12 protein-coding genes and 1 pseudogene are annotated in these 18,728 nt (G+C 66.6%); 6 read left to right on the forward strand and 7 right to left on the reverse strand.

The window, feature by feature from the left end; translation table 11 throughout:
- The first annotated feature begins 33 nt into the window (after window positions 1-33).
- Complete coding sequence (locus tag AC3WJB_RS05735) at window positions 34-1,602, forward strand: ATP-binding protein (protein WP_492679574.1); 1,569 nt, start codon at window positions 34-36, stop codon at window positions 1,600-1,602.
- 222 nt (window positions 1,603-1,824) lie between these two features.
- Here AC3WJB_RS05735 and AC3WJB_RS05740 read toward each other — a convergent pair.
- Both AC3WJB_RS05740 and AC3WJB_RS05745 read right to left on the reverse strand, forming a co-directional pair.
- Window positions 1,825-3,108: pseudogene (locus AC3WJB_RS05740) on the reverse strand (sigma-54-dependent transcriptional regulator); the annotation flags it as partial.
- Entirely contained in the window at window positions 3,003-4,754 is a 1,752-nt protein-coding gene (locus AC3WJB_RS05745; RefSeq protein ID WP_492679576.1) for a sensor histidine kinase, read from the reverse strand. The gene AC3WJB_RS05745 and the pseudogene AC3WJB_RS05740, both read right to left, overlap by 106 nt.
- Before the next feature lie 281 nt (window positions 4,755-5,035).
- Between AC3WJB_RS05745 and sucC the strand changes: the two genes are divergently transcribed.
- From sucC to AC3WJB_RS05760, 3 genes are all read left to right on the forward strand, one after another.
- Window positions 5,036-6,199 (forward strand): ADP-forming succinate--CoA ligase subunit beta, encoded by a 1,164-nt coding sequence (gene sucC / locus AC3WJB_RS05750; RefSeq protein ID WP_492679578.1) that lies wholly within the window; start codon window positions 5,036-5,038, stop codon window positions 6,197-6,199.
- A gap of 19 nt (window positions 6,200-6,218) precedes the next feature.
- A complete protein-coding gene (gene sucD, locus AC3WJB_RS05755; protein WP_492679580.1) occupies window positions 6,219-7,091 on the forward strand; it encodes a succinate--CoA ligase subunit alpha in 873 nt (290 codons plus the stop codon).
- Window positions 7,092-7,176: 85 nt separating this feature from the next.
- Window positions 7,177-8,847: an NAD+ synthase gene (locus tag AC3WJB_RS05760; protein WP_492679582.1), complete on the forward strand. Its 1,671-nt coding sequence runs from the start codon at window positions 7,177-7,179 to the stop codon at window positions 8,845-8,847.
- A gap of 51 nt (window positions 8,848-8,898) precedes the next feature.
- Here AC3WJB_RS05760 and AC3WJB_RS05765 read toward each other — a convergent pair whose 3' ends face one another.
- Window positions 8,899-9,732, reverse strand: coding sequence for an outer membrane protein assembly factor BamD (locus AC3WJB_RS05765; protein ID WP_492679584.1), 834 nt, complete (start codon window positions 9,730-9,732; stop codon window positions 8,899-8,901).
- 106 nt (window positions 9,733-9,838) lie between these two features.
- Between AC3WJB_RS05765 and rluD the strand changes: the two genes are divergently transcribed.
- Window positions 9,839-10,810 carry a 23S rRNA pseudouridine(1911/1915/1917) synthase RluD gene (gene rluD, locus AC3WJB_RS05770; protein WP_492679586.1) on the forward strand — a complete coding sequence of 324 codons (972 nt, stop codon included), beginning with the start codon at window positions 9,839-9,841 and terminating at the stop codon, window positions 10,808-10,810.
- Between the two features lie 81 nt (window positions 10,811-10,891).
- Here the strand turns inward: rluD and AC3WJB_RS05775 are convergent, their stop codons facing one another.
- The 4 genes from AC3WJB_RS05775 to AC3WJB_RS05790 form a co-directional block, all read right to left on the reverse strand.
- The gene (locus AC3WJB_RS05775) at window positions 10,892-12,823 is read right to left on the reverse strand and encodes a potassium transporter Kup (protein ID WP_492679588.1); all 1,932 of its coding nucleotides are present in this window, start codon (window positions 12,821-12,823) and stop codon (window positions 10,892-10,894) included.
- A 12-nt stretch (window positions 12,824-12,835) separates the two neighbouring features.
- Window positions 12,836-13,432 (reverse strand): Holliday junction branch migration protein RuvA, encoded by a 597-nt coding sequence (gene ruvA, locus AC3WJB_RS05780; protein ID WP_492679590.1) that lies wholly within the window; start codon window positions 13,430-13,432, stop codon window positions 12,836-12,838.
- A 22-nt stretch (window positions 13,433-13,454) separates the two neighbouring features.
- Window positions 13,455-14,003: a crossover junction endodeoxyribonuclease RuvC gene (ruvC, locus tag AC3WJB_RS05785; RefSeq protein ID WP_492679592.1), complete on the reverse strand. Its 549-nt coding sequence runs from the start codon at window positions 14,001-14,003 to the stop codon at window positions 13,455-13,457.
- Window positions 14,004-14,120: 117 nt separating this feature from the next.
- Complete coding sequence (locus AC3WJB_RS05790) at window positions 14,121-14,846, reverse strand: YebC/PmpR family DNA-binding transcriptional regulator (protein WP_492679594.1); 726 nt, start codon at window positions 14,844-14,846, stop codon at window positions 14,121-14,123.
- Between the two features lie 336 nt (window positions 14,847-15,182).
- Here AC3WJB_RS05790 and AC3WJB_RS05795 point away from each other — a divergent pair, with 336 nt between their 5' ends.
- Window positions 15,183-18,518 carry a WD40/YVTN/BNR-like repeat-containing protein gene (locus AC3WJB_RS05795; protein ID WP_492679596.1) on the forward strand — a complete coding sequence of 1,112 codons (3,336 nt, stop codon included), beginning with the start codon at window positions 15,183-15,185 and terminating at the stop codon, window positions 18,516-18,518.
- The last annotated feature ends 210 nt before the right edge of the window (window positions 18,519-18,728 follow it).

Below are 18,728 nucleotides of genomic sequence, written 5' to 3' on the forward strand. Positions count from 1 at the left end.
AGTGCGAGCACTGGTGCTGACGGATTGGGACGGATGACCGCGATGTCGGAAGATGGGGAAAACCGATTCGACACGATACGCGTCCTGCAGGTCGAGGACAGCGCGCCCGACGCCGAACTGATCCTGGGCGAGCTCGAGCATGATGGCCTGCGCTACGAGGCACGGCTGGTCGACGACGAAAGCCAATTCATTGCCGCGCTCGATGAGTTTGCACCCGACATCGTACTTTCCGACCTGAGCATGCCAAAGTTTTCCGGCAAGCGGGCGCTGGCCCTGTTGCGTGAGCGCGACGAGGATTTGCCGTTCATTTTCGTCTCGGCAACGCTGGGTGAAGAGGCAGCCGTCGCCGCCCTGCGCGACGGCGCCACCGACTACATCCTGAAACAAAACCCCGTGCGCCTGGCCAGCGCCGTGCGCCGCGCGCTGCGCGAGGCGGAGGCGCGCCGCCAGCGGCGGCGGACCGAGGCCGAGCTGCTGCGCTCCCAGCGCTTCGAGAGCCTCGCCATGCTGGCCGGCGGCCTGAGCCACGACTTGCGCAACCTGCTGCAACCACTGCTGCTGGTCGCGGACAGCCTGCGCGACTACGACGATCCCCGCCTCTTGCGCCTTGCCACCCTGGTCCGCGATTGTGGCAAGCGCGGCCTGGACATGGTGCACTCGATGCTGTCCTTTGCCCGCGGCGCGCGGCGCGCCGAACAGGTGCGGCTGGGTGCGCTGGTCAATGCCCTGGACCTGCTGATGCAGGGCAGCGTGCCGCGGTCGGTGGCACTGGAATTGGTGGTCGACGACCCGGAGCTGAGCTTCGAGGGCAACCAGACGGAGTTGCAGCAATGCCTGCTGAACCTCTGCCTCAATGCGATCCAGGCCATGCCCGACGGGGGCCACATGCGCCTGGAAACCTCATGCGTTGGCTTGCCCAAGGATTTTTTCCTGCCACCTGAACCGTCGCGCGCCGGCAACTACCTGCGCATCAGCGTGACCGACGACGGCCCAGGCATGCCGCCCGAAGTGCTCAAGCATCTGTTCGAGCCGTTCTTCACCACCAAGGAGACCGGCACGGGCCTGGGCCTGATGTCATGCAAGCGCATCGTCGGCAACCACGGCGGGGTGATGCGCGTCGACAGCGCACCGGGCCGCGGTACCCGCTTCGACCTGTACCTGCCGGTCGATGCGGTGGCGGGCGATGAAGTGGACATGCAGCAAGAGAGCCTGGAGGGAGCCGCCGAGCGCGTCCTGGTGGTGGTCGAGGCGGCCGGCCCGCTGCGCCTGCTGACCGATACCTTCGATGCCTACGGCTATCAGCCGAGCCCGTGCCAGAGCGGTACCGCGGCCTTGCAGTGGATCGAGGCCTGTGGCTTGCCCGAGCTGGTGGTCATGGACGCGGACATGAACCTGCTGACTGGGGTGCGTACGCTGGCTTCCCTGCTGGAGCGGGCCTATGCCGGAGCAGTGATCCTGCTCGCGCACCCCGAGGCGCCGCCGGACCTGCACGGATTGCCGCCGTTGGCCAAGCTCTATGTGCTCAACAAGCCGGTCAGCACCCGCGCTCTGCTGCGGACGGTACGCAAGGCCCTGGACGAGCCCGACGCGCCGAAAGGCTGATCCCGCGCGTGGCTGCCGGTACCCGGTTCGCGTGGCGGCGAAACACCCCGGCGTCATTCCCGCGAAAGCGGGAATCCAGTGCCTTAGCCTCTACGGACCCCAAGACCACTGGATCCCCGCTTTCGCGGGGATGACGGCATTCACGCCAAGCAACCCCACGGTTGCGACAAGGGAGCACTGGTCAAGCTGGAATCCGGTGGTCTGACCAGGTTTCCCCAGGCATCAGTCGATGCCGAGTTTTTTCAGCTTGTAGCGGAGCGCGCGGAACGTGATGCCGAGCTTGCGCGCCGCAGCCGTCTTGTTGTAGCGCGATTCCTCGAGCGCCTTGACGATCGCGGTGCGCTCCAGGTTGGTGATGTAGTCATCGAGACCGCCGTCGCTGGTCGCTTCGCGGACCGGATCGGGGTGGCGGACAGCGCCGACGTCGCTGCCCAGATGTGCGCTGCGCTGCGGCAGCATCAGGTCCTCGGCATCGATGTTGGTGCCTTCGCACATGGCCATCGCGCGCTCGAGGATGTTTTCCAGCTCGCGTACGTTGCCCGGGAAGTCGTAGCCTGCCAGCGCCTGCTGGGCGCCGAGCGAGAGCACGCCGGGGCCGCCGCCGCTCTTGGCGGCAAGCCCTTCCAGGATGAATTTGGCCAGCAGCGGGACATCGTCACGGCGCTCGCGCAACGGCGGCACGCGCAGCTCGATGACGTTGATGCGGTAGAACAGGTCCTGGCGGAACTGGCCCAGCTCCACCAGCTCGGCCAGGTTTTTGTGCGTGGCCGACAAGATGCGCACGTCCACCGGGATTTCGTCCCGACCGCCAATGGGACGTACGGCCTTTTCCTGGATCGCGCGCAGCAGCTTCACCTGCATGTGCAGCGGCAGTTCGGCCACCTCATCGAGGAACAGCGTGCCGCCCTGTGCGGCCTGGAACAGGCCCTCCTTGTCCGTTGCCGCGCCGGTGAAGCTGCCCTTGCGGTGGCCGAAGAACTCGCTCTCCATCAGCTCGGAGGGGATCGCGCCGCAGTTGACCGGAACGAACGGGCCGCTGGCGCGCGGCCCTTGTTCGTGGATCAGCCGCGCCACCAGCTCCTTGCCGACGCCGGATTCGCCGGCGATGTAGACCGGCGCCTGGTTGCGCGCCAGCTTGCCCACCGTGGCGCGTACCTGCTGCATCGCGGCCGAATCGCCGACCAGGCGGCTGCTGACCTCGCCGGGCTTGGCCGTGGCGCTGCCGTTGTGGCGCTCCTCGGCCAGGCGCAGCGCGGTGCGCACGAGGCCGCGCAACATCTGGATGTCCACCGGCTTGGAGACGAAATCGAATGCCCCTGCCTTCAGCGCATTGACCGCGGCATCCACGTTGCCGTAAGCGGTGATCATCGCCACCGGCATGTCCGGGCGGGTCTCGGCAATCAGCTCGATGATTTCCTGGCCGTTGCCATCGGGCAGGCGCATGTCCGTGAAACACAGGTCATAGCTGCGCTCGGACAAGGCCGCTCGGGCGTCTGCCACGCCGCCCCCAGGCTCGGCGTCGGTATGTCGCCGCCGACTAGCCGATGCGCCGGCGGAGTCAGCACCAGGCGGAAGCAGCTGCCACCGCCGGCGACACGCACGTACTGCAGCGCGGCCTGGTTGGCCTCGCTCATTTGCCGCGCCAGATACAAGCCCAGTCCGGTGCCGTATTCGTGCGTGGTGTAGAACGGCTGGAAGATCTGCGCGGCCACCTTGGGGGCGATGCCCGGTCCGCGGTCGATGACCTCCAGGATGGGCACGCCGTGCTCGCCCTGCCGCGTCACCACCAGCACGCGGGCGGGCTCTCCGGGCAGGCGGCCGTAGCGCAACGCGTTTTGCACCAGATTCCAGACCACCTGCTGCAACTGTTGCGGATCGGCGACGGCGGCGACCGGCAGCGGGCTGTTGGACACCACCCGCAGCGAGTCGGTGCCAATGTCGTTGCCCTGGCAGTATTCCTCGACGAAGTTCTGCGCCCAGCGCCCAAGATCCAGGGTTTCCGGCCGCGAGCGTTCGCGGCGCGAGAGCTGCAGGATGTTCTCGATGATCTCGTTCAAGCGGATGCAGTGGTTGTTGATGATCTCCACCATGCGTTGGTCGGTGCTGTCCATGCTGGTGGACTCGGCGAGCAACTGCGCCGAGTAGCGGATGGCAGCCAGCGGGTTGCGGATCTCGTGGGCAATCGAGGCCGACAGGCGCCCCAGCGAGGTCAGCGTGAGTTCCTCGGCGCGGCGCGAAAGCAGCGAGGTGTCATCGAGGAAGATCAGCACATGCGAGTCGTCGTTCGGCGCCAGGCGGGTGAAGCGCGGCACCACTTCGGGCATGCCGTCGGCGAGCTGGGTGGCCGATTCGTCCAGCTTGCCCTGGCTGGTCCAGTGGTACAGCCGCCGCGACAGCTCGGGCGCCAGCTGGCCCAGGTCGCGCTGGTCGGCGCTCGGGCTGCCCAGCAGCATCCACGCCGATTCGTTGATCTGGTGGATGTGGTTGGCGTCGTCCACCAGCAACACCCCGGTTTTCATGCGGCGGATGATCAGCTCGTTGACCTGGGACAGGTTGACCAGGTCCGAGCTGCGTTGTTCGGCCAGCGCCTCGGTGGCCCGCAACTGCCGGCCGAGCGTGTTGCACAGCGACGTGCTGGCGAAGTAAGCCAGGCCGAACAGTGCCGCCTCGAGCATGTCGTTGGTGCCGGGCAGGCGCCCGAGCATGGAGGCGAAGAAGGTATGGCCGAGCATGCCCAGCGTGGCCAGCGCCGCAAAGAACAGTGACAGGCGCAGCGGCAACATCAGGGCGCCGACGCTCAAGTTGACCGCGAGCATCATGGCGATGCCGATGCGCGCATCGTGCATGGTGACGATGGCCAGTACCGCGGCCAATACATCCGCCACCAGCATGGCCGACACCGCGGATTTGGCGTGCGGCATGCTCGCCCGGTTCAACAGCAGCATCAACAAGGCAAACAACATGTAGCTGATTGCCACGTCGCGCGCGAAGTCGCGGCTGCCCAGGTCCAGGCCGTCGACCTGGGTCATGCCGAACGCCAGGCCGGTATAGACCACCGCCTGGATCACCCGGAACACATTAAGGAACGTCAGCTCGTAGCGGATGGTGCCCGGGCCGGTTGAAGCTTTGGCGACGAATGAGGGGCTTGACACGAGGCGGATACTCGAGGACAGGCTGGCGCAAGTATAGGCTGGGACTGGCGCCACGCCAGCGTCGCGGCGTCGGACTCTTGACGGCAGCCTTCCCGAGTGGCGCCGATCCACCCGCGGGACCGGCCGCCCTTTCCATTGCCGGCGGCTTCCGCGAAAATGGCAGGTTGTATCATGGACGCTGCGGACGGCCACGAGGCTGCCTGCGCTCGCCACATGGCTCAATCTTCGACCCGCGCCTCGGGCGTGCGGCCTTTTGTTTTCCCGTTCGCTCGAGGTATCGAATGAATTTCCACGAGTATCAGGCCAAGGCGCTGTTCGCCCAGTACGGCATTGCCGTGCCGCCGGGCAAGATCGCCAATTCCCCGGACGCCGCCGTCGACGTCGCCAAGTCCCTGGGCGGCAAGCAGTGGATGGTGAAGGCACAGATTCACGCCGGTGGTCGCGGCAAGTCCGGCGGAGTGAAATTCTGCCGGAGCTTCGACGAGGTGCGTGCGGCGGCCAAAGGCATGCTCGGTACGCGCATGTCGACCTACCAGTCGGCCGGCCGTGAGCTGCCGGTCAACCTGGTGCTGGTGACCGACGCCACCGACATTGCCCGCGAACTGTACCTGTCGGTCCTGGTCGACCGCGACCGCAAGGCTGTCTCGTTCATTGCCTCCAAGCACGGCGGCGTGGATATCGAACAGGTGGCCCGGGACACGCCGCAGGACATCCATACCATCGTGGTGGATTTCATCGAGGGGCTGCAGCCCTACCAGTGCCGCCAGCTCGGGTTTGCGCTCGAATTGAACCCGAAGCAGGTCGGCCAGCTGACCAGGATCATGCTTGGCTTGTACAAGCTGTTCAACGAGAAGGACCTGTCCCTGGTTGAACTGAACCCGCTCGCGGTGCTCGAGGATGGCAACCTGGCGGCGCTGGACGGCAAGGTCAATTCCGACGACAACGCCGAGTACCGGCATCCGGACCTGGCCGCCATGCGCGACCTCACCCAGGAAGACCAGGCCGAAGCCACGGCGGTGCAATACAACCTCAACTACGTGACCATGGGCGGCTCGATCGGCTGCATGGTCAATGGTGCCGGCCTGGCCATGGCCACCATGGACGTGATCAAGCTGGCCGGCGGCGAGCCGGCCAACTTTCTCGACGTCGGCGGCGGCGCGACGAAGGAGCGGGTGACCGAGGCGTTCAAGCTCATCACCCATTCGGACAAGGTGAAGGCAATCCTGGTGAACATCTTCGGCGGCATCGTGCGTTGCGACATGATTGCCGAGGGCATCATCGCGGCGGTCAAGGACGTGGGCTTGAAGATTCCCGTGGTGGTGCGCCTGCAGGGCACCAACGTCAAGAAGGGCCGCGAGCTGCTGGCCGGGTCCGGCCTTGCAATCACGCCGGCGGACGACCTCAACGACGCGGCGCGCAAGGCCGTTGCCGCTGCGGCCCACTGATCACCCACAGGACATTGTCATGAGCGTTTTGGTCAACAAGAACACCAAGGTGATCGTGCAGGGCTTCACCGGCCAGCAAGGCACCTTTCACGCGCAGCAGGCACTCGATTACGGCACCAAGGTGGTCGGCGGCGTGGTCCCCGGCAAGGGCGGCCAGCAGCACATCGGCTTGCCGGTGTTCAACTCGGTGAACGAGGCGGTGGCTGCCACGGGCGCCGACGCCACGGTGATCTTCGTGCCGCCGCCGTATGCCGCCGATTCCATCCTCGAGGCGATCGACGCCGGCATCCGCGTGGTGGTGGCAATCACCGAAGGCATCCCGGTGCTGGACATGTTGCGCGTGAAGAACGTGCTGAAGCAGCATCCGGGTACCGTGCTGATCGGGCCGAACTGCCCGGGCGTCATCACTCCGGGCGAGTGCAAGATCGGCATCATGCCGGGCCACATCCACAAGCCGGGCAAGATTGGCGTGGTCTCGCGCTCGGGCACGTTGACTTACGAGGCGGTGTTCCAGACCACGAACGAGGGCCTGGGCCAGAGCACGGTGATCGGCATCGGCGGCGATCCGATCAATGGCCTGTCCTTCATTGACTGCCTCGAGTTGTTCCAGGACGACGCGCAGACCGAAGGCATCATCATGGTCGGCGAGATTGGCGGCAGCGCCGAAGAGGACGCCGCCGAGTTCATTGCCGCGCATGTGACCAAGCCCGTGGTCTCGTTCATTGCCGGCGCCTCGGCCCCGGCCGGCAAGCGCATGGGCCATGCCGGCGCGATCATCTCCGGCGGCAAGGGCACCGCGGCAGCGAAGTTCGCGGCGCTGGAGAAGGCTGGCGTCACCACGGTGAAGTCGCCGGCCGACCTGGGCAAGGCCATGGCCACGCTGCTGAAGTGATCCGTCGACCCTTCACGGGCCGTGCATGGCACGGTCCGGTTGGGTCGCTACGATAGGCCTCGTCAGGCTTCCCGAGGAACCGCACATGGCACCGCTACGGCTTGCGCTGGCGCAATGCGATTTTGCCGTGGGCGCAGTTGCGGCCAATGCCGCGAAGATGCGCGCCTTGATCGGCCAGGCGCGCGCCGGCGGTGCTGCGCTGGTCGCGTTCCCCGAGATGGCCTTGAGCGGCTACCCGCCGGACGACCTGCTGTTACGGCCCAGTTTCGTCAGTGCCTGTGCCGAGGAACTGGCCGGGCTGGCAACCGCCGCGCAGGAGATCACCAGCGTGGTCGGCCATCCGCACCGTGTCGCCGGGGCGTTGTACAACGCCGCCAGCGTGCTCCATGGCGGGCGGGTCGAAGCCACGGCGTACAAGCAGGCCTTGCCCAACTACGGCGTATTCGACGACAAGCGATATTTCCGCCCTGGCGATCGCAGTGCCACGTTCCTGGTCGAGGGCGTGCGCGTTGGCCTGCTGATCTGCGAAGACGTATGGCAGGTCGAGCCGGCCAGACAGGCTGCGGCAGCCGGTGCGCAGCTGTTGCTGGTGGTCAACGCCTCGCCCTGGGATACCGTCAAGCAGGCCGAACGCGAAGCCGTGCTGGTGGCGCGCGCACGGGAGACCGGTTGCGCGATCGCCTATGTCAACCTCGTGGGTGGCCAGGACGAGGTGGTCTACGACGGCGCCTCGCTGCTGGTCGACGCCGATGGCGTCGTGGTGGCGCGAGCGCCGGCGTTTGCGGACGCGTTGTTGTGGGCTGAGTTCGACCCGGACACGCGCCGCTTTCGCGCCAGGCACTGGCCGCAGGCCGCCGATACCTCGGCCGAGGCCACGCTGTACGCCGCGCTGGTGCGTGGTACGCGCGACTACGTCGACAAGAACGCGGCTGCGGGGGTTCTGCTCGGGCTCTCCGGCGGCATCGATTCGGCGCTGACCCTGGCGCTGGCCGTCGATGCCCTGGGCAGCGGACGGGTCAGCGCGGTGATGCTGCCCAGTCGCTATACCTCGGAGTTGTCGCTGCGCGGCGCGCGCGAGCAGGCCGAGGCCCTGGGCGTGGATTACCGGATCATCGACATCGAGCCGACCGTGCAGGCCCTGCTTGCAGGCCTGGCGCCGGCGTTTGCCGGCCGCGAGCCGGACATCACCGAGGAAAACCTGCAGGCGCGGGCACGTGGCGTGCTGCTGATGGGCTTGTCCAACAAGTTTGGACGCTTCCTGCTGGCCACCGGCAACAAGAGCGAGATGGCGGTCGGATACGCGACCTTGTATGGGGACATGTGTGGTGCCTATGCGCCGCTCAAGGACGTCTACAAGACTGCGGTGTTCCGCCTGGCGCGCTGGCGTAATGCGGCAGGGAGGCTGCCGTGGGTAATCAGCAGCGGGGACGCGGCGGAAAGCCCCGCCCACCTGCCGCCGATCCCACCGGCCGTGATCGAGCGGCCACCCTCCGCCGAGTTGCGTGAAAACCAGACCGATCAGGATTCGTTGCCGCCGTACGCGGAGCTCGATGCGATCCTGGCCCGCTTCATCGAGGGCGAGGAGTCACAGGCGCAAATCGTGGCGGCGGGCTTTGCCGCCGAGACCGTGCGCCGGGTCACCCGCCTGGTGTTGCAAAACGAGTTCAAGCGTCGGCAGTCCGCGCCTGGCCCGCGGGTGACCTCGCGGGCTTTCGGTCGCGAGCGGCGCTATCCAATCACTTCGGGTTGGCGTTGAGCCTGGCGGCGCCGCGCGCGCCGTCGGCTGCGCCGTCCCGGTGCAAACGGCCTACTGGTGGCCGGAGAACGGAATCAGCTTGCGCAGCGTGGATGGCGCGCGTGGCCACTTCGGGTCGCTCAGATACGGGTGGTTCGGGTAGTTGAGGGCCAGGACCTGGCGACTTTGATCGGCCAGCTTGTCCTGCTTGAGCGCAAGGTAGCAACGGGTAAGCAGGGCCAGCGCGTCGGCCACTTGCGGCGCCTGCTGGTAGTGTTCGACCACGTACTGCGCGCGGTTGGCGGCGGCGATGTAGGCGCGCTGGTGCAGGTAGAATTCGGCGATGTTGATTTCGTACTGGGCCAGCATGTTGCGCAGGTAGATCATGCGCTGGCGTGCATCGGCCGCGTACGCGCTATTGGGAAAGCGGCGCGACAGTTCGGAAAAGTCGTCGAACGATTGCAGGAACGGTGCCGGGTCGCGCCGCGCCGTCCCGCTTTCACCACCGCGCAGGGTGGTCAGGATGCCGCCGCTGTCGCGGTCGAAATCGATCAGGCCGCGCAGGTAGTAGGCGTAGTCGACGTGCTCGTTGGCCGGGTAGGTCTTGATGAAGCGGTTGATGGTGGACAAGGCGTCATCGGGCTTGTTGTCCTTGTATTGCGCGTAGGCCAGTTCGAGTTGCGCGTGCTCGTTGTATTGGCCCGAGGGAAAGCGCGCGATCAGGCGCTGATAGCTCGCGGCGGCGGTGCTGTAACGGCCCTCCACCAGCGCGGCATGTGCCTTGTTGTACAGCGCGTCCACCGGCAGGTTGTCGTCGCGCTGCCTGGTGCCGAAGATGGAGCATCCGCCGACCAGGGCGACCAGGGCCACGATGAGCAGGTATTTCGCGGCACGCGACGGACACATCGACTGCTTTGTTACATGCATATGCAAGGATTCGAATGGGGACGATGGATGACACCAGCGGAACGGCCATGATAACGGAAACTGCCTGCGCTCCCTGGCGACTGGCATGACGGCCTTGCAGCGCACGGCGGTGGTGCCGCCGGACCTGGCTGGGCAACGCTTCGACCAGGGGGCGGCCGAGTTGTTCCCGGATTACTCGCGCTCGCGGCTCAGTCGCTGGATCAAATCCGGCGAATTGACCCTGGATGGCCGGCAGGCCACGCCCAGGCGGTTGCTGCTTGGCGGCGAGCAGTTGCGCCTGGATGCCGAGCTGGTTGCCGAAACCGGCGACCGGGCCGAGGCCATCGCGCTGGACATCGTGCATGAGGATGCCGACCTGCTGGTGCTGAACAAGCCCGCGGGCCTGGTGGTGCATCCGGGCGCCGGTAATCCGGCGGGTACCTTGCTGAACGCCTTGCTGCACCACGATGCCCAGCTCGCCGAGCTGCCGCGTGCCGGTATCGTGCATCGGCTGGACAAGGACACTTCCGGCCTGCTCGTCGTCGCCAAATCGCTGCCGGCATACACGGCCTTGGTCGAGTTGCTGTCGCGGCACGCGGTGGAACGCGAATACGAGGCCGTGGTGCTCGGCGTGCTGGTGGCCGGCGGCACAGTGGATGCGCCGCTTGGGCGCAGCCGCGGCGATCGCGTGCGCCAGGCCGTGTACGCCGTCAGCGGGGGCAAGCCGGCGGTGACCCATTACCGCGTCGTCGAGCGCTATCGCGGCCACAGCCTGGTCCACTGTCGGCTGGAGACCGGACGCACGCACCAGATCCGCGTGCACATGGCGCACATCCACCACCCGCTGCTGGGTGATCCGCTGTACGGCGGCGGGCTCAAGCTGCCCAAGGGCGCGTCGGCCGACCTCATCGCCGCGCTGCGTGGTTTTCGCCGCCAGGCCCTGCATGCGCGCAAGCTCGGTTTCGTCCATCCCATCAGCGGTGAGCACCTGCAGTTCAGCGCCGAGCGCCCCGCCGACCAGCAGGCCCTGGTCGACGCATTGCGCGCGGACCTCCAGGTCCACGAGGAAGGTCGCTAGGCCCGGGTCGAAAGCCGCCAATGGCTGAGCTGACTTCGGCTCGTGAAGCTTGATGGATGACGAAGGGCTCAGGCGACGGGCTCAGATCTCTACTGGTGCGCCCAGCTCGATCAGCCGGTTGCCGGGGATCTGGAAGAAGGCCGTGGCCGGCAGCGCGTTGCGCGACATGAAGGCGAACAACTTGTCGCGCCACAGCGCCATGCCTGGGCGCCGCGCATCGGCGACGATGCTCTCACGCGAGAGGAAGAACGTGGTGTCCATCATGTCGAACACCACGCCTTCCTTGGAACAGCGGGCCAGGGCCAGTGGGATATTCGGATCCTCGGCAAAGCCGAAATGCAGCTCCAGGGCGTAGAAATCCTTGGTCGTCGGCGACAGTTGGGTGAGCTGGATGCGTTCCTCCCGCTCCGCCACCGGGGTCTCCAGGATGGTGACCGTGAGCAGCACGTTGCGCGCGTGCAGCACCTTGTTGTGCTTGAGGTTGTGCAGCAAGGCATGCGGCACGGCATTGAGATTGGCGGTGAGGAATACCGCGGTGCCCGGGACCCGCAGCGGCGGATGCTCGGTCATGTTCTCGATGAACGGCGCCAGCGCCAGGCCGCTTTGCTTGATCTCGCGCACCACCAGGTCGCGGCCGCGACGCCAGGTGGTCATCATCACGAATACCATCAGGCCAAGCACGAGCGGGAACCAGCCGCCATCGGGAATCTTCAGTGTGTTGGCGCCGAAGTAGCTCAAGTCGATGACCAGCAGCACCAGGCCCAGGGCGGTCACCAGCATGCGGCTCCAATGCCACATGCGCCACGCCACGGTCATCACCAGCAAGGTGTCGATCGCCATGGTGCCCGTCACCGCGATGCCGTAGGCACCGGCCAGCGCGTTTGACGAGCCGAAGCCGATCACGGTGGCGATCACCAGCACCATCAGTGCCCGATTGACCCAGGGCAGGAAGATTTGTCCGATGGCTTCGCGCGAGGTGTGCACCACCTGCATGCGTGGCAGGAAGCCGAGTTGGATCGCCTGGCGGGTGACGGTGAACGCGCCGGAGATCACCGCCTGGGAGGCGATCACCGTGGCCAGGGTGGCGAGGCCGATCATCGGGTACAAGGCCCAATCCGGCACGGCGTGGTAGAACGGGTTGCCGATGGCCCGCGGGTTCTGCAGCAGCAGGCCGCCTTGCCCGTAATAGTTGAGCAGCAGGGCTGGCAGCACGAACGCGAACCACGCGGTGCGGATGGGGACGCGACCGAAGTGGCCCATGTCCGCATACAGCGCCTCCGCGCCGGTGACGCACAGCACCACTGAACCCAGCGCGAGGAACGAGACGCTGCCGTGGTTCATGAAAAACTGCACCGCGTACCACGGGTTGAGCGCGAACAGCACACCCGGCGCCTGGTAGATGTTCCAGGCCCCGATGACCGCCAGCGCCAGGAACCACACCACCATGACCGGGCCAAAAATGGATCCGACCCGGGCGCTGCCGCGCCGCTGCAGCCAGAACAGGCCCAGCAGCACCAGCACCGTGATCGGCACCACCCAGTGCGAGAGCGTGGGCGCGGCCACGTTCAGGCCCTCGATCGCCGAGAGCACGGAAATCGAGGGCGTGATCACGCCGTCGCCGAAGAACAGCGCGGCACCGAGCAGGCCCATCAGCATGATGAGGCGGCGCACGCCCGGCGATTTGCCGCTGGCCCGCTGCGCCAGGGTCATCAACGCCATGATCCCGCCTTCGCCCTTGTTGTCGGCGCGCATGACCAGGCTGACGTACTTGACCGCCACCACCATGATCAGCGACCAGGTCACCAGCGAGAGCACGCCCAGGACCGTGCTCGCATGCGGACGCAGCCCGTGCACCGGCAGGAAGGTCTCGTGCATGGTGTATAGCGGGCTGGTGCCGATGTCGCCAAACACCACGCCAATGGCGCCGAGCAGCAGTTTGGAGCGCGTGCCGCGATCGCCATCGGCGGCGGGGTCGTGCGTCAGGGTGGCCTGTTCTGTCGTGGACGCTGCCATCAGTACCGGGTCCTAGCTGCCGAGCGCCGCGCGCAAGGCCTTGCGGATGATGTCTTCGGCGCTGTCGCCCTGGGCCGCGACCTTTTGCACCAGGCGGGAGACCTCGGCCGGCTTGTAGCCGAGCTGGGCCAAGGCGACCGTGGCTTCGCCGGTCGCATCCAGCGGGACGTTGCCGCGCGCGCCGGTAGCGTCCACGGCACCGGCACCAGCCGCCAGCCGGTCACGCAGTTCCACCACGATGCGCTCGGCGGTCTTCTTGCCAATGCCGGGAATCTTGGTCAGCGCGGCGAGGTCGGCGGCGTGTACGAGGCGGGCAAAGTGTTCGGTGGACACGCTGGAGAGCACCACCAGCGCCGTCTTCGCGCCGATGCCGCTGACCTTCTGCAGCTGGCGGAACAGGGCACGCTCGCGCTCGTGTGCAAACGCGTACAGCGCGGCGCTGTCTTCCTTGACCGCATAGTGGGTAAGCAAGGTGACTTCGTTGCCGACGGGCGGCAGGTCGTAGATCGTCGACATTGGTGCCTCCACCTCGTAGCCGACGCCGCCGACCTCGATCAACAGCCAGGGCGGGGCCTTGCTCACGAGCGTACCGCGCAGGCGTCCAATCATGGCCTTGGTTCCTTTGCGGCCATCAGCGCCGCCGCCGCCACGCCGTGCGTGGAATGCCGGCCCGCGCCAGGCCAGCGCGCGTATGCGCATGGGCAATGGCGATAGCCAGCGCGTCGGCGGCATCCGGCTGCAGCGGACCCTTCAGGCCGAGCAGGATGCCGACCATGTGCTGCACCTGGGTCTTGTCCCCACGTCCGCTGCCCACCACGGCCCGCTTCACCTCGGTGGCGGCGTACTCGTGCACTTCGAGACCATGGCTGACGGCTGCGCAGATTGCCGCGCCCCGTGCCTGGCCAAGCTTGAGCGCGGAGTCGGGGTTGCGTGCCATGAAAACCTGCTCGATGCCGCATTCGTTGGGGTGGTGCTGCTCCAGTAGGGCGCCCAACTCGTCGAAGATGCGCTTCAGGCGCAGCGCGAAGCTGGCCTCGCCGGCCACCGCCAGCGCGCTGTGGCAGACGTGGATGAGCTGTCCGTTCGGCGCCATGTCGATGATACCGACGCCGGTGCGTTGGCTGCCGGGGTCGATGCCAAGGATACGGATCACGCCTGGCCCGGCAGCGGGCGATGCCATCGCAGTCAAAGGGAGCCTGCCGGAAGTGGCTGCGTCCACGCCGCGTCCGTGCGCGTCAGCAGGAGGCGGGACGGATTCTCCGACGCTTGCCTGCCGCAAGCCATGCTGGCGGCGGTGTCAGGCACGCGGCAGCACGGCATTGTGGTAAATCTCGTGGACGTCATCGAGCGCCTCCAGCGCGTCGATCAACTCCAGCAGTGTCTCTTGCGCCTCGGCCGGGATCTCGACGCGGTTGGCCGGGTGCATGACCACCTGCGCGCGCTCCAGGGTCAGGCCGGCGGCTTCCAGCGCGGCCTGCACTTGTTCCAGGTCGTCCGCGCCGCACACCACGCAGCTTTCCCCGTCGGCGTTGACCACGTCTTCGGCGCCGGCCTCCAGCGCCGCTTCCAGTACTTGCTCCTCGCGCGCAGGGTCGCCATCGGTCGTGATGCCCAGCTCGCCGCGTCGCTGGAACTGGTACGCCACCGAACCGCTGGTACCGAGATTGCCACCATGCCGGGTCAGGGCGTGGCGTACATCGGCCACCGTACGCAAGGGGTTGTCGGTGACGCAGTCAATAAGCAGCGCCACGCCGGCGGGGCCGTAGCCCTCGTAGCGCAGCTCCTGCATATCCGCGCCGCCATCGGCGCCGGAGCCGCGCTTGATCGCGCGGTCGATCGTCTCGCGCGTCATGTTCGCGGCCAAGGCCTTGTCCACGGCCGTGCGCAACTTGGCGTTGACCGCCGGATCGGCCACGCCGGCACGCGTGGCTATGGTGATGTCGCGGATCAGCTTGGTGAAGACCTTGGCGCGTTTCGCGTCTTCGGCATTCTTGCGACCTTCGACGGTCGGCCCCCTACCCATGGCGTTGTACCTGAACCAGCCGGACAAGCGCGCAATTTTAGCTTATTTCCAGCGTGGGCTCCGTTGGCTGGGACCGAGTGCCGCATGCCGGTGCACCGCTGGAAGTGTGTGCGCGGGAGCGGGACGGTGTCCGTATCCGCCATGGAGTGCCGTCGACCCGGCCGCGCCCACGCGAGGGACCGCGCACCGGGCACGTATGGGCGATTCGACTGCAGCGCCGTTTCCAGCCCACTTTTTTCTAGTCCATTTGGCACCTGGATGCGTGTTTGCCGCGCGTGTTACCTTCCGCGACCAACCATGGGCATCTCCGGGGGCACCGCCTTGAAGTCAACAACGATGTTCCGTTCCGCGTTGATCGGCTTGGCCGTCATGGGCTACGCGGCCACGGCGGCCGTGGCGCAAACGTCCACCCCGCCGCCCGGCTTTGACCCGGTGGCGTCGACCGACGCCGGCAATTTCTACGCGGCCATGCACTGGCGCATGATTGGTCCCACCCGCGGCGGCCGCGCGCGCGCCGTCTCCGGCGTGGCCGACCAGCCCAATGTTGCCTACATTGGCTTCGACAACGGCGGCGTGTGGCGCTCGACGGATTACGGTTCCAACTGGCAACCGCTGTTCGATGGCCAGGACACCGGCTCGATCGGTGCGATCGCGGTGGCGCCATCCGACCCGAACATCATCTACGTCGGTACCGGCGCGGGCATCATCCGCCCGGACCTGGCCACGGGCGATGGCATGTACAAGTCGACCGACGCCGGCAAGACCTGGACCCACCTGGGCTTGCGCGACAGCCAGATGATTGCCGCGGTCGCGGTGGATCCGGGCAACCCCGGGCGCCTATTCGTTGCGGCGCTTGGCCACCCCTACGGGCCGAACGCGGAGCGCGGCATCTTCCGTTCCACGGACGGCGGCAAGACGTTCCAGAAGGTGCTGTACAAAGACGAGTACACCAGTGGCAACGACGTCATCATCGACCCGCGCAATCCGAACATCGTCTATGCGGCGCTGTGGCAGCAGCAACAGGGCTACAGCGAGTCGACCGAATTCGGTGGCGCCGGCAACGGCATCTTCAAGTCCACCGATGGCGGCACCACCTGGAAGCACCTGACCAACGGGCTGCCGTCGCTGATCCAGGCGAACCTCGCCATGGCGCCGGGCAATTCCAACCTGCTGTACGCCATGGTGGCGCACGCGACGGCGGCCAAGCCGAAGAGCACGACCGGCGAGGTCGACCTGTTCCGTTCCAACGACGGTGGGGCAACCTGGCACCTGGCCATCGATGATCCCAGCGTGCCGGCGGCAGCGCGGCCCAAGCAGACCGACAGCCGTCCGCTGGAGCGCATCGGCGGCGGCGACCTGCCGACGCTGGCCATCGATCCCAAGGACGAGAACACCATCTACGTGGCATCGCGGGTGTTCTGGCGCAGCGAGGATGGCGGCGTGACCTGGACGGGCGTGCGCGGCTCGCCGGGTGGCGACGACTACCAGAAGATCTGGATCAACCCAAAACACCCGAACATCCTGGTCGTGGTGGCCGACCAGGGCGGCGTGGTCTCGAGCAACCGCGGCGACTCGTGGAGCAACTGGTATACGCAGCCGACGGCGGCGATGTACCACGCCTCGACGGACAACTCGTTCCCGTACAAGGTCTGCGGCGGCCAGCAGGATTCCGGCTCGGCGTGCGTCGACAGCCGCTCGAACGACGGCATGATCACGTTCCGCGACTGGCGTCCGGTCAACATCCAGGAATACGGCATGGCCTCGTCCGATCCGAAGGATCCGGACCTGGTGTTTGGCAGCATGCGCAGCAACATCTCGCTGTACAACTTCAAGACCGGCCAGACCACCTATGTCGGCCCGGACACGAAGGCCAAGGATCCGAAGACCGGCGAGATGTTCAACCGCAACGTGCGCACCATGCCGCTTGAGTGGTCGCCAGTCGACCACAACATCCTGTATTACGGTTCCAACGCCGTGTGGAAGAGCACGGACCAGGCGCACACCTGGACCCGCATCAGCCCCGATCTTTCACGCAAGACCTGGACCACGCCGCCCAACGTCGGGAAATACGCGAGCGAAGTGAAAAACACCCGCCAGGGTGCGCTCACCGCGATCTCCCCCTCGCCGCTGGACGTCAACGTCATCTGGGCCGGAACCGAAGACGGCAACATCCAGGTCACGATGGACGGCGGCAAGAACTGGAGCAACGTGACTCCGCCGCAGATCAAGGCCTGGTCGCGCGTGTTCAACATCGATGCCGGGCATTTCGACAGGCAGACGGCGTACGCGGCGGTCAACACGATGCGCCTGGACGACATGAATCCGCACCTGTGGCGCACCCACGACGGCGGCAAGACCTGGACCGGGATCGACCATGGCATCGCGCCGGGCGCGGTCACCAACACCATTCGCGAAGATCCACGGACCCGCGGCCTGCTATATGCCGGCACCGACGCCCAGGTCTGGGTTTCCTTCGACGATGGCGACAAGTGGCAGTCGCTGAAGCTCGACATGCCGGCAATCTCGGTGCGCGACCTGCAGGTCAAGGATGATGACTCCTGCCTGTGTTCGGACCTCGTGGCGGCCACCCATGGGCGCGGCTTCTACATCCTGGATGACGTCACCCCACTGCGCCAGCACGCGCAGATGGAAGCGGCGCGTGCGGCCAACGCCGCGTACCTTTACAAGCCGGTGACGGCCGTGCGCGTGCGCTTTGCGATGAACGATCCCACGCCCTGGCCGCCGGAAGTGCCGCACGGGGACAATCCGCCTCCCGGTGGCATCATTGATTACTTCCTGCCCGCCGATGTGGCCGGCCCGGTGAAGCTCGACATCCTGGACGGTGCAGGCAAGGTGATCCGCTCGTATGCCAGCACCGATCCGGTGCGCCATCCGGAACCGGCGCTCGACCCGATGGCATTCAACAAGGTGTGCCAGGCAACGCCTTCGGCGCCGGACTGTGGGGTTCCGCTGTACTGGGCCGCACCGCCGACCGTGATTTCAACGCAGGCAGGGATGCACCGCATGAGCTGGGATCTGCGCTACGACCCGATCCTGGACGAGCGCGCCAGCGACGACGAGAACCGCGCGGTACCGCATCGCACCTATCCCAAGGCCAATGCGCCGTGGGCGGCGCCAGGGCAGTACACGGTGCGGCTGACCGTGGGCGGCAAGAGCTATACGCAGCCCTTGGACCTGCGCATGGATCCGCGGGTGCAGACTGCGCCGACGACGTTGGCCGCGCTGGCGGCCCTGACCCGGCAGATGTACGCGGCCACGCAGTCCGCGCATACGGAGTTCGTGCAGGCGCGGGCGCTGGTGACCGCGCTGGACAAGCTGCAGGGCAAGGACGTGGACGCACTGAAAGCGCAAGTGACGGCGCTGGCGCCACCACCGCTGACCGGCATGGCAGCGATGATGGCGCGCTACTTCGGCGCGCCGCCGGGGCCGCCGACCCTGACCGGCGTCACCAATTCGCTGAATGAGGCCATGATGGCGCTCCAGGAGGCGGACACGGCGCCGACCGAGACCCAGGTCGCCGCTTGCGAGCACGCCAAGGCGCAATTGCAGGAAGTGTTGCCCAAGTGGAACACCTTGAAGACCACCACGCTTGCGGCTTTCAATGCCAAGCGCAAGGCCGCCGGCCAACCCGAGGTGGCCCTGCCGCGATAGCCGGTGACGGGTGTGTGTCGGCAAACGGCGCACGCCTGCCAGCGCGAACAAGCCACGAGAGGGCACTGCTGTCCGGAGCGCTTTCGGAGCGTATCCGTCACGCTACTTCGTCGTCATTCCCGCGAAAGCGGGAATCCAGTGCCTTTGTCGCCAGCAACAGAAATGCAAAGCAGCTGGATTCCCGCTTTCGCGGGAATGACGACAGGGGAC

The organism is Rhodanobacter sp. FW510-R10, assembly GCF_058781105.1.

Coding starts and splice junctions, on each gene's coding strand:
- sucC (WP_492679578.1), top strand. CDS start 5,036: ATGAATTTCCACGAGTATCAGGCCAAGGCGCTGTTCGCCCAGTACGGC.
- rluD (WP_492679586.1), top strand. CDS start 9,839: ATGACGGCCTTGCAGCGCACGGCGGTGGTGCCGCCGGACCTGGCTGGG.
- AC3WJB_RS05760 (WP_492679582.1), top strand. CDS start 7,177: ATGGCACCGCTACGGCTTGCGCTGGCGCAATGCGATTTTGCCGTGGGC.
- ruvA (WP_492679590.1), bottom strand. CDS start 13,432: ATGATTGGACGCCTGCGCGGTACGCTCGTGAGCAAGGCCCCGCCCTGG.
- AC3WJB_RS05795 (WP_492679596.1), top strand. CDS start 15,183: ATGTTCCGTTCCGCGTTGATCGGCTTGGCCGTCATGGGCTACGCGGCC.
- ruvC (WP_492679592.1), bottom strand. CDS start 14,003: ATGGCATCGCCCGCTGCCGGGCCAGGCGTGATCCGTATCCTTGGCATC.
- AC3WJB_RS05735 (WP_492679574.1), top strand. CDS start 34: ATGACCGCGATGTCGGAAGATGGGGAAAACCGATTCGACACGATACGC.
- sucD (WP_492679580.1), top strand. CDS start 6,219: ATGAGCGTTTTGGTCAACAAGAACACCAAGGTGATCGTGCAGGGCTTC.
- AC3WJB_RS05765 (WP_492679584.1), bottom strand. CDS start 9,732: ATGTGTCCGTCGCGTGCCGCGAAATACCTGCTCATCGTGGCCCTGGTC.
- AC3WJB_RS05775 (WP_492679588.1), bottom strand. CDS start 12,823: ATGGCAGCGTCCACGACAGAACAGGCCACCCTGACGCACGACCCCGCC.
- AC3WJB_RS05790 (WP_492679594.1), bottom strand. CDS start 14,846: ATGGGTAGGGGGCCGACCGTCGAAGGTCGCAAGAATGCCGAAGACGCG.